This is a genomic window from Pleomorphochaeta caudata (assembly GCF_055395745.1).
Map to the genome: position 1 here is coordinate 2201759 of NZ_AP042458.1, position 16290 is coordinate 2218048.

Consider the following 16290-nt stretch of genomic DNA (forward strand, 5'->3'; position numbering starts at 1 on the left):
AGTTAGATTAAATTTCTAGCTGAACTTTTTTGTTTGTTAAATAATTGTTAAAATTGAATTTGAACTAAATTCCAAGACTTAGCTTTTAAATTAATTTTTATAGAATTATCACTAATTGAATAATCAAAGACTTCTTCTGGTTTTATTATTTGATTGTTTTCAGTATTAATATCTGATAAATTTCCGCATAAAAGAGTTTGGTTAATATTCTTTATACTTTTTAAGCCTTTAATGTTTAAAGAACACTCAATATCCTCATTTAAATTCTTATTTATAATAATAATATTTAATTTATCTTTGTCTTTTGTTACTGCACAATCAATAAAAGAAACATCTTTTAAAGTTTTAGTATTGTATTTAGGTGCTTCAATATTTGATTTAAGTCCAATACCTCTAGCATTTGTTGATGTAAGATAAAAAGGGTAGTAGATTGTTTGAATCCAAGAATTACCCATAGGATTTGTCATAATTGGGGCAATGACGTTTACCAATTGAGCTAGACAAGCAATTTTTACAGTATCACAATTATTAATTAAAGTAGTAAGCATTGAGCCAACTAATAGAGCGTCTGCAAAGTCATAAATTTCTTCTTCAATTCTTCTACCTATTTCCCATTTTGGAGGATCTGGATTATCTTTTTTAAAATGATACCAAACATTCCATTCGTCAAAAGATAATTTTACATCATGATTTGAATTTCTTTTCTTTTTTTCTGCTTCACAAAATGATGCTACTTCTTTAATAAAAGAATCCATATTATTATTTTGAGAAAGAAAATTAGGAATATCATTATCTAAATTTTGATAATATTGGTGTAGTGATAAGTAGTCAATGTATTCATAGCAATGAGAAAGTACTGTTTTTTCCCATATCCCAAAAGTTGGCATTTCTTTAAAAGAACTACCACAAGCAACTAATTCTATCGAATCATCCATCCATTTCATCATTTTTGCAGTTTCACAAGCAACTCTAGCATATTCTTCTGCTGTTTTTGCACATATTTGCCATGGTCCATCCATTTCATTACCAAGACACCATAGCTTAATATTATAAGGAGCTTCATAACCATGAGAACGCCTTAAATCACTATAATAGGTTCCTTTTTCTACATTGCAATATTCTAATAGATTAACAGCATCTTGAGGTCCTCTAGTCCCTAAATTAACGCCAATCATTGGTTCAATATTGTTTTGTTTGCAAAATATAATAAATTCATTAATACCAACCCAGTTTGGCTCAAGAGCAAACCATGCTAATTCTCTTCTAATGGGCCTATTATCACCAATTCCATCTTCCCATCTATATCCTGATAAAAAATTACCACCAGGATATCTAATATGTGATAGATTTAGAGGTTTTATTAATTTCTGAACATCAGATCTAAATCCAAACTCATCAGAAGTTGGGTGATCTTTTTCATATATACCAGTGTATATAGCTCTTCCCATATGCTCTAAAAATGATGAATAAATTCTATCATCAATTTTACTGATAGTATCGTTTAAATCAATATTTATATTAGCTTTCATTGTTTAACCTTTTCGAACAGAGTCTCTTTCGATTACTTCACAATTTAATAAAATCTTATTAGGAATCGCATTTTTTTCATCTTTTATCATATCTAGAATTACTGAAGCAGCTGTATGGCCAATCTCAAATAAAGGTAATGAAACACTAGATAATTTAGGTCTACAAATTTCAGTAATATCTCTATCATCAAAACCAATTAAATCAATATCTTTACCAATTATTATATTATTTTGAGAACAATAATCCATAACACCAATAGCAATTAAGTCATTATGAGCAAAAATTGCTGTAACATTATCATTTAACAATTTTTTAGCAACTTCAAAACCATGTTCTCTATCCCATTCTCCATAATAGGTTAAATTAGGATTGTATGGGATATTACTTTCAAAAAGTGCTTCTTGGAAGCCTAAAACACGATTATATGTATTAAAGGATTCTTTAATACCAGCAATAACCCCAATATTTTTATGACCTCTAGAGATTAATAATTTTCCAACATCATAGCCTGCTTTTCTATCATCATAAATAATACTTGGGATATTAATATTATCACTATAACAATAAGCACAAACAAATTTTGTATCACTTCTTTTATCTAAAATATCAATAGGGTGTGTATGACAACCAACATAGATAATACCATCAACTTGTTTTGATAACATTTGATTAACCATCTCATCAATTAGTTGTTCTTTTTGTTCATTGTAATAAGGGCTATGTCCAAATCTTTTATTGAACCGTAAATTTCCTAATATGTAGTGATAATTTTTATCATCACAACAAACACCAATTCCATCTATAATATTTGGAGTTACAAAAACAGTTAAATCTTCAGCTATAATTCCTAAAGTATTGCTGCTACCCATTTTTAATTGTCTAGCATATAGGTTAGGTCTATAGTCTAGTTTATTCGCAACATCAAGAATTTCTTTTTGTGTTTTCTTACTTACACCTTTTTGATGATTTAATACTTTTGATACTGTAGCTATTGAAAAGCCTGATATTTCAGAAATTTCTTTGATTGTTGTCATATTAATTCTCCAATTATTAAAGAGTATACCATATAAACGTTTAATATCAAGCAAAAAAAATTATTGAAAATAGAGTAAAAAACGCAAAATTATAGTGAAAATAAGCTTTAAAATAGCTAAATTTACCTAATTAGTTTTTGTTCAGAATAAATTATAAAAAATATTCCTTTACAAATCAAAATAAGCAGAGTATCGTTTATATATAAACATTAAACGTTTAACATTTTACAAATAAAATATTGAATTTTAGCGTTTATTTAAAGAAAAATAATAAAAATATTAAACGTTTTATAAAAATGGAGAAGTTTATGCAGCAATTTGAAAATAAAATAGAATGTTCCAATATAGAGATTACAGATTCACTATTTCGTTACTATGTGAATTTGATACCTGAGGTAGTAATCCCATATCAATGGAATATTCTTAATGATCAGTTAAAGGATGCTAAAGTTTCAAAATGCTTAAATAACTTTAAAATAGCAGCAAAAGAAACTGAAGGGGAGTTCTTTGGTACAGTATTCATTGATACCGATGTCTATAAATGGATAGAAGCTGCCTCATACTGTATTGAATCAAAGAAAAGTTTAGAGTACGAAAAAATTATTGATGATGTTATTCAATTAATAGCTAAAGCTCAACAAGATGATGGATATATAGTAACTTATTATATCATTAATAAAAATGAAAAAAGATGGTCTAATTTGATTGAAGGGCATGAATTATATTGTGCTGGACATTTAATAGAAGCTGCTGTTGCATATTATTATGCTACAAATAAAAAAGATTTATTAAATATTGCAATGAGATTTTCTGATCTTATTATTAAGAAATTTGGAACTGGTGAAAATCAAATACCAGGTTATCCAGGACATCAAGAAATTGAATTAGCATTAGTAAAATTATATAGAGCAACAAAAAATGAAAAATATTTAAAACAAGCTTTATATTTTATTACTCAAAGAGGTGCAAAACCAAATTATTTCACTAATGAAATTAAAAAACGTAACAATGCTAATCTCTTTGCTGAGTTTCATGACTATAGTCTAAAATATTCTCAATGTGATAAAAGCGTTTATGAACAAGACAATATTGAAGGGCATGCAGTTAGAGCTATGTATATGTGCTCAGCAATGGCTGATTTAGCTCTTGAGTATAAAGATCAAAAACTTTTAGATGTTTGTAAAAACTTATGGGATAGTACCACTAATAAAAAAATGTATATAACCGGAGGAATAGGTTCCTCAGGATATTTGGAAAGATTTACTGTAGATTATGATTTACCAAATGATGATATGTATTGTGAAACTTGTGCTTCTGTGGGTCTTATGATGTTTGGACAGAGAATGAATAAGGTAACAAAAAATGCTAAATATTATGATCAAGTAGAAGCTGCTTTATATAATACTGTGTTAGGAGGAATAAATGCTGATGGGATTAAATATTTCTATGTTAATCCTTTAGAAGTCCTTCCAAAAAATTGTATTAATTACTCATCAATGCAACATGTAAAACCTGTTAGACAAAAATGGTTTGATGTAGCTTGTTGTCCTACTAATATTGCTAGAACTTTAGCTTCAATAAACCAATATATCTATCAAATAGAAGGGGATACTTTATATATAAATCAATTTATATCATCAAAATATTCCAATCTTTTTAATAATGAACAAGTTAATCTTGTTATGGAAAATAATTATGAGAACTTTGGGAAAATAACAATCAAAGTTGATAATGAAGTAAAAATTAAAGTTCGAATTCCAAACTATGCTAATAATCCAATCTTTATTTTGAATTCTAAAAATATATCTGTTGATATAGAAAATAATTATGCGAATTTATTATTAGAAAAATCTGATGAATTATTTATAGATTTTAATATTGTTCCACGTTTTGTAGCCGCAAATGACTTAGTAAAAAGTGATACTCTAAAAGTTGCCTTAAAGTTTGGCCCATTTGTTTATTGTTTAGAGGAAGTAGATAATTCAAGCAATTTATTTTCTATAGCTGTTAAGAGTGATACTCAAATAAAAAATGCTGGTAAATTAGATAGCCTTCCTGGAGGGTTGCCAAAATTTGAGTATGAAGGATACAGAATAAAATCTAATGTTAAAAACTTATATGGAGTTCCTGAATTTACAAAAGAGAAAATTAATTTAACTGCAATACCTTATTGTTTATGGTGTAATAGAGAATTTGGTGAAATGTTGGTATGGCAGAAATTGATATTATAGAAAACAACATATAGAATGTTGAAAAAGGAGAAATTTATGAAAATAAGGCGTTTATTTGTTATATTGCTATGTTGTTTATTTGTAACAAGCAATATTTATGCAAATGGTACAAACGAAGCCGCTACTGATTTGAGTGGAAAAGTAAAAGTTGATTATTCATTTTGGGGTACTCCAGATGAAGCAAAGACTGTTCAAGCTGTTGCTGATAAATTCAATGATTCACAAGATAGAATTCAAGTTGAAGTAATGCCTATCCCTCATGATACATATGTTACAAAATTAAATACTATGGCTACAGCTGGTGAATTACCTGATTGTGGTATTATGAATGAAGCAGGTGTACTACAATTTGCTGAAAGTGGTTTATTATCTGATATTTCTAATATGTATGGTGCAAATGATTCAAAACCTTTAGATAGTATTACATTTAAATATCAAAATACTCCTGTAGCATATTCATCAGCTAACGAAATTTTAGTTTTATATTATAACAAAGCTATGTTTGATAAAGCAAATGTTCCTTATCCACCAGCAGATGCTAAAAATGCTTGGACATGGGATGAATTTGTTGATACTGCAAAATTATTAACTTTAGATTCAAATGGTAATAATGCAAAATCTCCTAACTTTAATCCAAATAGCATTGTACAATATGGTTGTATGGTAGAAAATTTAACTTGGCAATTAGAAGTTTGGTGCTTAAGTAATGGTAGTGGTTTCTATAATAGTGATGGTTCTAAAGTAATTATTAATGATCCAGATGCTATTGAAGCTATCCAAAAAGTTGCTGATCTATATTTAGTTGATCATGTTGCTCCTTTATCATCTGGTATGACTGATGATGGCGTTCAAAGATCTTTAATTGCTGGAACTTGTGCTATGACTACAAACGGTGCTTGGAATGTAGGTACTTGTTTAGCATCAGCTAGAGATGAAGGTTTAGATTATGGTGTTGGCGTTCTTCCTTACATGCAAGACAAAGTTACAATTTGTACAGGTGGACCAAATGTTGTATTTAGTCAAAGTAAACACCCTAAAGAAGCAATGGAATGGATTAAATGGTATGCTCAAGAAGAAAACAGTTGGGGCTTAATTGAATCAGGTATTTGGATGCCAACATTAGAAAAATGGTATACAGATGAAGCTTTAATTAGCAAATGGATTGATAATCCTAATTTCCCAGATCATGATGAATATAAATCAGCTGTTGTTGATTATGCATTAAATAATTCTCATTCTGCTTCATGGTATTATGTAAATAATACAAATGACTTTAATACATTATTAGGTTCTATTCTTGGAGAAGTTTGGACTGGTAATAAAACTGCAAAACAAGCAATTAATGATGGCTATAAATCTTTAGTTGCTGCATATAATGGTGACATTTAATAAGGGTTGAAGCTTATTAAAGATTGTTTATGGGATAATTGAAATATGTTATCCCATAAACTTTAAATTTGGAGGTGTTTTTTTATGGTTAAAGCCCCTGATAAAAAAGGAAAAACAAGTTTAAAAGCAAGAAAAGAACTTAAAGCTGCTTATATTTGTATTTTCCCTTCAATTATTGGCTTGATTTTTATTACCTATATTCCCTTAATTAGTGTTTTTGTTTTAGGATTTTTTAAGTGGGGGAAAGGTGCTATCAATCCTGTATTTGTTGGAATGTCAAATTATATTAAGCTATTTACAACAGACCCATATTTTTATGATTCTATTAGAGTTACAGTTGTTTTTGCTCTGTTATCAGTTATTGGTTCAATGATTTATTCATTGTTTATAGCAATGTTATTGAATAGAAAGGTCCCTGCTAGAGGTTTTTTTAGAGCAGTTTTTTATTTACCATATGTTTTACCAGCAATGGCAGTTTATATAGGTTGGTCTTGGTTGTATGAGGCTAATTTTGGTTTATTTAACTATATTTTATCTGTATTTGGGATAGAGAAAATGTTATTTATTGCAGATTCAAAATTAGTAGTTCCCTCCCTTGCCTTAATTGCTGTTTGGTTATCTGGGAATTTAATAGTAATATTCTTAGCTGGATTACAAAATGTACCTAGAGTATATCACGAGGCAGCAGAAATTGACGGTGCTAATTCTTGGCAACGTTTTTGGAATGTCACAATTCCTTCAATGACTCCAATTATTTTCTATAATTTATTGATGTCATTAATTACTAATATGCAAGTAGTAACACCAGCATTAGCTCTTACAAATGGGGGTCCTGAGAATTCTTCCTCATTCTTAACATATTTACTTTATAGATATGCTTTTATAAGTAATCGTTTAGGATATGCTTGTTCAATCTCTGCAATATTTTTTATAATAATAGCAATTTTGACAATTATCTTATTTAAAACAAGTAAATCTTGGATTTTCTATGAAGGAGATAATTAATGCAAAATACAAATAATTCAAAAGCTTTATCAAGTATTAGAAAACAGACTTTAGTAGCAAATATTATTTCTTTTATAGTTTTAGTATTTTTTGCAGCTTTAGTACTATTACCAATTTGGTGGATGTTCAGATCAAGTTTAATGACTAATTCAGAGTTGTATGCTTATCCTCCAAGCTTTATGCCTTCAAAATGGTTGTTTAGCAATTATTCAAAGACAATGGAATATTTCCCATTTTGGAAATATTTAAAAAATACTATGCTTATAATTGTCCCATCTGTAGTTGGAGGAACTTTTACTGCAACATTATCAGGTTATGCTTTTGCTAGATTAGAATTTAAAGGAAAGAAGTTTTTATTTACTTTATGTGTTGGTTCTATGCTTTTGCCAACTATGGTTACTTTAGTTCCTTTATATGTTATGTGGACTAGATTATTTCATTTAAGTGATAGTTATATTCCATTAGTATTACCTTATTTTTGTGGTGGTGGAGCGTTTAATATTTTCTTAATAAGACAATTTGTTAAAACAATACCTAGAGAATTAGACGAAGCTGCAACTATTGATGGTGCTAGTACTTGGAGAATTATTTTTAATATAATAATTCCTGCAATTAAATCTGCTATGATTGTAGTTGCTTTATTGCTATTTATAATAATTTGGAATGACTTATTACAACAGATTATTTATATCAATTCTTTAGATAAGTTTACAATTGCTTTAGGGTTAACTCAATTTAAAGGTTCTTTAGGTACTGATTGGGTTAAAATTATGTGTGCTACTTGTATGTCATTTGTACCTGGTGTTGTATTCTATTTAATTGGACAGAAATATTTTGTAGAAGGAATAGTAATGACAGGTATGAAGAATTAATTTTCTTTTAGTATTTAAAAGTTCACCTTCAAAGTTTTTACTTTGAAGGTGTTTTCTATTTAAAAGCCCCAAGGTGAATAATAATATCTTAATGAGGCTGAAACTTCATTCTCTAAAATATCATACTTGGCCCCAAAAACAAATCTATCATTTATTCTATACATTGAAATTAAATCAAAGCGGTTAGATTTGATGCTACTTGGATTATATGGCAAATTAGCAATAGAATAATAAGCATCAAGATTTATCATGAATTTTGTGTTTTTATATAAGAGTCCAGCATTTAAACCTAAATTTCCACTTAAATAGTCAAATATAATATCTACATCACCCATAAAATAAATTAATAGTGGATCATAAGGAATATCAATTAAAGAGGAAAGGCCAAAACTGATTCCTTTTTGAATGGAAACATAAGGTTTTAGTTTTTTATCATTAAAATCATTATCTAATGCAATTTTAAAGTCACTAGAAATTTTATGATTATAGAATTTATATTTATTGTATGTACTTTGTTGCCATAATATAAACTCATTAAGTCCAAAATCATTTATTGAATTATAATATAAATCAATTTTGCCAACTATCATTTTTACATTTCTTGGAGAGCTAAATACTCTTTCCCAAGTGTCAGCATTTAATAATCTATATTCAAGATTGTAGGAAAGTGGAGATGGGGAGTTAGGTTTATAGTTTGTTTGTACTCCAATGTATGAAAGATTATTATTTATATAATATGGTCTATATGATTCATCAGGATGAGGATAATAAGGTGCTACAGTTCTAACCATTCCTTTTATTTCCCAAGCATCTTTTGACCAATACGTTTTTCTAATATCAAAATCATCAACAACAGATTTATCAAGTTCTAGTCCTATTTGATTATCTGCGGCACTGTATGTTGTGATATCGTTAATTAAATTATTTAACTTTAGTACTTTTACTAAAGAATATGGAAGTAAAATTGTATTAGCTTGATCTCTTAGAGCTAAATTTCCAACAGCATAGTCTAATATAGAGACAGCTCCATTGACACAATTTCTTTTAATAAATTGATAATCAAGTGGTGCATGTTGTAATTCCCAAACCATAAGTAAAATTCTCTTAATTTGTACCTTAGTTAAAGTTGTATCAAAAACAACTAATTCTCTTTGCATTTTTACAGCATAGTTTTCAAAAATTTTCCAAGCTACATCAAAATCAAAATATCCAATAAGATCTCCAGTTAAACCTCGTTTTATTAAATCAAGACTTCCAATATTATCAGTATGTGCAAATAAATTAATACTTACTCCATCTCCTATATTCTCATTTTTATTATTTAATATAACAATTGCATGTCCAAAGGTACTCATCAATTGGTCATTAATTGGTTCAGAAAGTGCAATGGATAGAGTATCATAATCATGAGAATCTAAATATTGTTGTAATTCTGTATTATTTTCTAGATATGGAATATCCATCCCTAAATTTCTGTTGATACATTCATATCTTGCAGGATATAAATTATATAATTCTGGATTCTGATTATTTATCAAATAATTTATTTCTTTTTTATAATCTCTTTCTCCACAAGCAAACATTTTGCTATCATCTGTTACAAAACCTTTACCATACGCATCATCTAATAATAAATTATGCCATTCATCACTATTGGCTAAATCGTCAATATTTGAAGCATATAAATTATTCACAAGTGTTAAAAATAATAGTAAAATAATAATTTTCTTCATAAAACTTCCTTAAGCAATTAGGCTAAAGTATAATGTAATATTTAATTGTTGAAAATATTTTTTTTTGCAAAATTAAAGTAAAATTTATAAATTTACATTATTTGAAGATATATGTATAATATAAAAAAAATAAAGCGAGATTGAGATTAATAGATGGTAGATTCTAATTTAGAGCTAAATAAAAAAGATAATTCACATTCTTTTAAAACACCTTCATTCGAAGGACCCTTAGAATTATTATTATTTTTAATTCAAAAATCTCAAATAAATATTTATGATATACCTATAGCTTTAATAACTGAACAGTTTTTAGAATATATTAATAATGATGATACTATAGAATTAGATCAATTATCTGATTTTTATAAAATGGCAGCAGATTTATTATATATAAAGAGTAGAATGCTTTTACCTGTAGATATTGATTATGATGAGGATTATGAAGATCCTCGCCAAGATCTTGTTCAACAACTATTAGAATATCAAAAATACAGGAAATATACTGAACTATTAACAAATACTGCAAATTCTGATGATTTATATATTGAAAGAAAAAAATCAACTTTTATGATACCTTTTGATGATCAACAGCTTTTTGAAAATATAACTTTAAATAAATTATTAAAAACTTTTACTTCAATTATTGAAAAAATATCTCCAGCAAAAGTCTTTAATGTTTATGAAGAAGTTAGTGTAAATGAAAAATTGGCATTAATGAATGAAATTTTTGAAAATAAAGATGAGTTGACTATTGAAGAATTAATAGTTCATTTAGATAAGCCTTTACATATTATTTGTGCTTTTATGGCTATATTGGAAGCTTGTAAATTTAAAATGATTTATATTGCACAAAAAATACCTTATGAAACCATTATAATTAAAAAAAGATCAGAAGTTACAATTAAAGATGATGAAGCAGATTTAATTGATGAAATGTATGAAAAAGCTATAGATCAAGGCTTATATAGTGAAAGTGAACTTAATGATGAACTTGATAAAGATGATTATTCAATTAATGATGAATCTTTGAGTGAAGAAGAAAATGATTTAATGGAATTTGGAGAATTTGAAGAAATCGATTTAGATTAAGATTAATATAGAGGTTTTATGAGCGATAAGAAAAAAGTAAATTCAATTTTAACGCCTAATGCACGTTTAGTAGAAACAATTCTTTTTTTAGAAAATGATAGTGTCAGTAAAGATAAATTATTACGCATGACAAATTTAAAAGAAGAAGATCTTTTTGTAGCTTTAGATGAATTAGAACAACATTTTGAAACCTTTATGCATGGAATTGTTTTAAGTGCAAAACATGATAGATTTCAATTTTTACCATCAAAAGATTTACATAATGAGTTAAAAAAGTGTTATGGTAAAAAAGTTGATAAAAGATTAAGCAAGGCAGCACTTGAAACACTTTCAATTGTTGCTTATAGTCAACCTGTTACAAAAAGGGAAATAGATAATATTAGAGGAGTTTCTAGTGATTCTATTGTTCGTTTGTTGAGAGACAGGGAATATATAAAAGTAATTGGTAGAAAAGATGTTCCAGGACACCCTTGTTTGTATGGAACTTCTAGAAAATTCTTGTTAGAATTTAATTTAAGAAGTATAAGTGAACTACCTAAGTTATCAGATATTGATAAACAAAGATTTATTGAAGATGACGAAGTAGAGGAGTAGATTTTGAAAATAGAATATCCAATAAGACTACAAGCGTATTTAGCTAAAAGTGGTTGCGGAAGTAGAAGATTTTGTGAGACTTTGATTACAGCAGGCCGTGTAAAAATTAATACAAAAAGAGTCACCGAATTAGGAACTAAGGTTAATAGAGAAGATGTAGTACAACTCGATGATGAAACAATAGAACCTGTAGAAAAATCATATTATTTTGCCTTACATAAACCTAAAGGATATGTATGTACAAATTTTGACCCCAATGAAAAATTATATGCAAGAGAATTGATTAATATAAACGATTGGCATTTACTATTCCATATCGGTAGATTAGACAAAGAATCTACAGGTTTAATTCTTTATACAAATGATGGGGACGTTGCAAATAAAATTATGCATCCTTCAAATGAAATTGAAAAAGAATATTTAGTTCAAGCAGATAAAGAAGTTTTAAAAACTGATTTATTAAAGGCTATAGATGGTATTTATATAGACCAAAAGAGACCTTATAAAATTAAAAGTTTCCAATTGTTAACTAGAGGTTGGGTTAGAGTAGTCTTAACTGAAGGTAAAAATAGAGAAATTAGAAAAATTTTTAGTGCATTAGGTTATGATGTAAAGAAATTGTGTAGGATTAGAATTGGTAATATTGAATTAGGTGATTTAGAACCAGGACAATATAAGAAATTAACATATAATCAGATTCAAGATCTTTTAAATGGCGTAAATGCAAAAAGTTCAAAAAGTATAAAATTTGGTAAAGGAAAATAGGTTATGGTAATTGCAATAGATGGACCTGCTGGTGTAGGTAAAAGTACAATAGCTGCTTTATTAGCAAAAAAGTTAAATTTATATTATTTAAATTCAGGTTCATTTTATAGAGCCATTACATATGCTCATTTATTAAATCATGATGATATATTAGATAAAGATGCTGTTCTTGAAACAGCAAAAAGTATTACACTTAGTGTAAAAAACTCAAAAGTTTGTATAGATGGTGAAGATGTCGAAGACAAGTTACATACCCCGAAAGTAGATAAGTTTGTTTCTCCAGTTAGTGTTGACCCAAGAATAAGAGAAATTGTGAATTATACTATCAGAGAAATTGCTAAAGGCTTAGATATTATTGCAGAAGGAAGAGATATAACAACAGTTGTTTTTCCTAATGCAGAATTTAAATTTTACTTTGACACTAATGCTGAAATAAGAGCTAAAAGAAGGTTTGAACAACAGACTGAAGCAGAGGATTTTGAAACAATTTTGTCTGAAATAAAAAAGAGGGACAAAAATGACAAAGAAAAACCTGTTGGAAGCCTAAAGATTGCAAATGATGCAATAATAATTGACACTTCGTACTTGACCATTATGCAAGTTTGTGAGAAAGTGATAAAAGCTATAAATACGCAAGATTTTGCGAGAAATATAGGAATTTAGTAGGATCAGGAGAAAGCAAGTGGCTAACGAGAGTGAAATTGAAGAAAAGAAAACCAGTATGCAGTTAATGCAGGAGGAATATCTTAAATCTCTTGATGGCATCGAAGACGGTCAGCTCGTGACCGGAACTGTGGTTCAGGTAAATAACGAGTATGTTTTTGTTGACGTCGGTTACAAGAGCGAGGGTAAGATTCCTCGTAGTGAGTTCAAAGAAATACCAGAAGTTGGTGACACAGTAAAAGTTGTTATTGTTTCAAAAGAAGGTAAGCACGGTCAAATTATCGTTTCAAAAAGACGTGCAGATGCTAAAGAACGCACTGAAGAATTAAAGCAAGCAGCTGAAGGTAGAACACCTGTTGAAGGAACTTTTATTAAAGTTATCAAAGGTGGATTTGAAGTAGATCTAGGTGGTGATTATAAAGGATTCTGTCCATTATCAAAAGCGGACATCGTTCGTGTTGAAGAACCAGAATCATTAATCGGCATTACAGATTATTTTGTAATTGATAAATTTCATGCTGGTACAAAACTAAAAAGTGTTGTATCTCGTAGAGAATATTTAGAAAACAAAATTAAAGAAAATAAAGAAAAATTCTTCTCAGCAGTTAAAATTGGTGATGTAGTAGAAGGCGTTGTAAAATCATTTACTTCATTCGGTGCATTTATTGATTTAGGTGGATTCGATGGTTTATTACATATCAATGATATGAGCTGGGGCCATGTAACAAGACCAAAAGACTTTGTAAAAAAAGGTCAAGTTGTTCAATTAAGATTAATTAATATTGATCCAGAAACTCAAAAGATAAACTTAAGTTTAAAACATATGAGCGAAGATCCATGGGCAACTTTTGAACAAAGATATCATGTTGACGATGTTATCACAGCACCAGTAACTAAACTTACAAGTTTTGGTGTATTTATTGAAATTGAACCAGGCGTTGAAGGCTTAGCTCATATTTCAGAATTAACATGGACTAAGAGAGTTAACAATCCAAAAGAAATTCTAAAGATTGGTGATGTAGTTAATGCTAAGATTCTTGGATATGATTTAGACAAGAAGAGAGTATCATTAGGATTAAAACAATTAATGGAAAATCCTTGGGATACAATTGCTGAAAGATACCCAATTGGCATGACATTAAATAAGCCTGTTGTAAAAATTACAAATAGTGGTGCATTTATTAATCTTGAAGAAGGTATTGATGGTTTCTTACATGTTGATGATATTTCATGGACAAAGAGAATTAAAAACATGTCTTCATTCTGTAAAGAAGGTGATTCAATCGATGTTGTTGTAACAAGAGTTGAACCAGATAACAGAAGAATTCGTTTAAGTGTTAAGAAATTAGAAGAAAACCCTTGGCAAGTATTAAGAAAAGACTATCCAAAATATAGCAAGATTTCTGGAACAGTTTCAAATGTTACTGATTTTGGTGTATTTGTTAAGGTTGTTGGTGAAATCGAAGGTTTAATTAGTAAATATAACTTAGTTGGACCAGATGAAGAATTTACTGATGATGTATTAAAGAAATATAATGTTGGTGATAGTATTACAGCAATGGTTATTGAATGTAACCCAAGTACTCAAAAACTTTCACTTTCAATTAAAGAAATGATTAAGCGTTCACAACAATCAGAAATTGCTAAGTACATTCAAAGCGATAATGATGAAGAGGATACTTTTACATTTGCAGATTTAATGGCTTCTAAAGACGATAACTAAAATTTGTAAATAATTCAAAACAGGCGGGAAGTTTTGCCGCCTGTTTACATTTCTTAAAAAGGGAGTTTTTTGATGAGTAAAAAAGATAATTTCAATACAGAAGATAAACAACTTGAAAGTCATTTATCAGATTTCTTAAGTAATAATCAAAAATTACTTGGTATTATTGCTATTGTATTAGTTATTGCTGTTATAGTTATTGGTATTGTAAATGCAGTAATGAATAACAAAGCTCTTAAAAACTTTGATGCTTTAGATAAAGCTCAAACTGAACTTTCAACTGCTACTGCAAATCCAGATTCTGAAACTTATGCAGATGATTTAGCTCAAGCTATTACAGATTTACAAGCTCTTGAAGATGTAAAAGGTTATGTAGGTTTAAAATCTTCATATCTATTAGCTTTACAATCATATAATGATAAAGATTATCAAGCTGCATTAGATAGTTTCTTAGTAATTAAAGATGATGCTAAAAATACATATCTTGGTTCATTAGCATTAAGTAATGCTGCAGTTTGTGCTGAGCAATTAGGTGATGATGCAAAAGCAATTGAATATTGCCAAGAACTTATTGATGTTTATGGTAATGATGCTGCTGAAACACCAAAAGCTATGTTTACTTTAGCTCGTATTTATGAAAAGCAAGGTAATTCAGATTTAGCTCAAGGTCAATTCCAACAATTGGCTGACCAGTTCTCAAGTTCTGAATATGGAAAACTTGCAAAAAATAGTTTACTAAACTATTAAATGAAAAAATACAATTTTTTAAAAAGACACATTAAATTAAGTAGAGCGATTACTTGTTTTGTGTCTTTATTTTTTTTAATTTCTTGTGGAATACCTACATTATTATATTTACATGATGGGAAAATAACTGATGGATCCTATTATGATTTTTCATCAGAACCAAATGCTAATAAAATAGAATTTGATACAACCTTAAGTTTTAATATATATAATAGTGAAACAGTTAACTATTCGTACGATTTTGAAGATTCGCCATCATTGTGTTATTTTTATGCTGTGTGTCCAACAGATGCTGATCCTGGATTTATTAGTGCCTTTAACGCTAAATATGTTACAACACCATATTCAAAGAGATTAGATACTAATCAAGAAGATGGTAATCCTTACGTATTAAGTGTAAAAAGTGGTGAATATAATGTTAAATTATACAAATTTAAATTTAATAAAAAGTTAGATCAATTACCACAAAATTATTTATTAAAAACTAATTTATATGATGATTCAAATCAATTTGGTGTAGATCAGAGTGCATTATTCAATTTATCATTTAATGAATTGAATAAAAATTTTGAATTAACTGAAACGACTTCAGTTCCAATTTTTGTTTCTTCAGATTCTTCTCAGACTGATATAATATTAACAAGATATAATAATGATAATTTTATAAATTCTGGCATTAGTGAAAGTGATTTAGATTATATAGTTAATGATGAGGGATCTATTTCATCAAACTATAAAGTGATTGTTTATGTTGCAATGTCAATTGAAGGTAATTTCTCTAATTTAGTTTGGAGTCATTTACATGAAATTGGTGAAATTGAATTATAAGCTTTATTTTAATGTTTTTTTATTTTGTAAATAATATATATTCTGTTAACTAGAAAATTATATTCTTATATTTAATATACCTACTTT

Annotated in this window: 14 protein-coding genes; 11 read left to right on the forward strand and 3 right to left on the reverse strand. The window is 28.2% G+C overall.

Features of this window, described 5'->3' with window-relative positions; genetic code table 11:
• Window positions 1-47 precede the first annotated feature (47 nt).
• Together arfA and ACZ5RS_RS10195 are read right to left on the reverse strand one after the other, a co-directional pair.
• Window positions 48-1529, reverse strand: coding sequence for an arabinosylfuranosidase ArfA (gene arfA / locus ACZ5RS_RS10190; protein ID WP_464635067.1), 1482 nt, complete (start codon window positions 1527-1529; stop codon window positions 48-50).
• 3 nt (window positions 1530-1532) lie between these two features.
• On the reverse strand, window positions 1533-2564 hold the full coding sequence (locus tag ACZ5RS_RS10195; RefSeq protein WP_464635069.1) for a LacI family DNA-binding transcriptional regulator: 1032 nt from the start codon (window positions 2562-2564) through the stop codon (window positions 1533-1535).
• Between the two features lie 308 nt (window positions 2565-2872).
• Between ACZ5RS_RS10195 and ACZ5RS_RS10200 the strand changes: the two genes are divergently transcribed.
• The 4 genes from ACZ5RS_RS10200 (at window position 2873) to ACZ5RS_RS10215 (ending at window position 8061) form a co-directional block, all read left to right on the forward strand.
• A complete protein-coding gene (locus ACZ5RS_RS10200; protein WP_464635071.1) occupies window positions 2873-4795 on the forward strand; it encodes a glycoside hydrolase family 127 protein in 1923 nt (640 codons plus the stop codon).
• A gap of 36 nt (window positions 4796-4831) precedes the next feature.
• Window positions 4832-6184 carry an ABC transporter substrate-binding protein gene (locus ACZ5RS_RS10205; RefSeq protein ID WP_464635073.1) on the forward strand — a complete coding sequence of 451 codons (1353 nt, stop codon included), beginning with the start codon at window positions 4832-4834 and terminating at the stop codon, window positions 6182-6184.
• Between the two features lie 84 nt (window positions 6185-6268).
• Window positions 6269-7189 (forward strand): carbohydrate ABC transporter permease, encoded by a 921-nt coding sequence (locus tag ACZ5RS_RS10210; protein WP_464635075.1) that lies wholly within the window; start codon window positions 6269-6271, stop codon window positions 7187-7189.
• Window positions 7189-8061, forward strand: a complete 873-nt coding sequence (locus ACZ5RS_RS10215) for a carbohydrate ABC transporter permease (protein WP_464635077.1) — start codon at window positions 7189-7191, stop codon at window positions 8059-8061. Before ACZ5RS_RS10210 ends, ACZ5RS_RS10215 begins: the two co-directional genes overlap by 1 nt.
• A 59-nt stretch (window positions 8062-8120) precedes the next feature.
• On the opposite strand, the gene ACZ5RS_RS10220 is transcribed toward ACZ5RS_RS10215, so the two are convergent.
• The gene (locus ACZ5RS_RS10220; protein ID WP_464635079.1) at window positions 8121-9794 is read right to left on the reverse strand and encodes a lipoprotein N-acyltransferase Lnb domain-containing protein; all 1674 of its coding nucleotides are present in this window, start codon (window positions 9792-9794) and stop codon (window positions 8121-8123) included.
• 153 nt (window positions 9795-9947) lie between these two features.
• Here ACZ5RS_RS10220 and ACZ5RS_RS10225 point away from each other — a divergent pair, with 153 nt between their 5' ends.
• From ACZ5RS_RS10225 to ACZ5RS_RS10255, 7 genes are all read left to right on the forward strand, one after another.
• Window positions 9948-10883 (forward strand): segregation and condensation protein A, encoded by a 936-nt coding sequence (locus ACZ5RS_RS10225; RefSeq protein ID WP_464635081.1) that lies wholly within the window; start codon window positions 9948-9950, stop codon window positions 10881-10883.
• Between the two features lie 18 nt (window positions 10884-10901).
• Window positions 10902-11477, forward strand: a complete 576-nt coding sequence (gene scpB, locus ACZ5RS_RS10230; RefSeq protein WP_464635083.1) for an SMC-Scp complex subunit ScpB — start codon at window positions 10902-10904, stop codon at window positions 11475-11477.
• Window positions 11478-11480: 3 nt separating this feature from the next.
• The gene (locus ACZ5RS_RS10235; RefSeq protein WP_464635085.1) at window positions 11481-12242 is read left to right on the forward strand and encodes a pseudouridine synthase; all 762 of its coding nucleotides are present in this window, start codon (window positions 11481-11483) and stop codon (window positions 12240-12242) included.
• Window positions 12243-12245: 3 nt separating this feature from the next.
• The gene (gene cmk, locus ACZ5RS_RS10240) at window positions 12246-12905 is read left to right on the forward strand and encodes a (d)CMP kinase (protein ID WP_464635087.1); all 660 of its coding nucleotides are present in this window, start codon (window positions 12246-12248) and stop codon (window positions 12903-12905) included.
• 19 nt (window positions 12906-12924) lie between these two features.
• Window positions 12925-14628 (forward strand): S1 RNA-binding domain-containing protein, encoded by a 1704-nt coding sequence (locus ACZ5RS_RS10245; RefSeq protein WP_464635089.1) that lies wholly within the window; start codon window positions 12925-12927, stop codon window positions 14626-14628.
• 72 nt (window positions 14629-14700) lie between these two features.
• Window positions 14701-15375 (forward strand): tetratricopeptide repeat protein, encoded by a 675-nt coding sequence (locus ACZ5RS_RS10250; protein WP_464635091.1) that lies wholly within the window; start codon window positions 14701-14703, stop codon window positions 15373-15375.
• Window positions 15376-16203 (forward strand): hypothetical protein, encoded by an 828-nt coding sequence (locus ACZ5RS_RS10255; RefSeq protein WP_464635093.1) that lies wholly within the window; start codon window positions 15376-15378, stop codon window positions 16201-16203.
• Window positions 16204-16290: the final 87 nt, after the last annotated feature.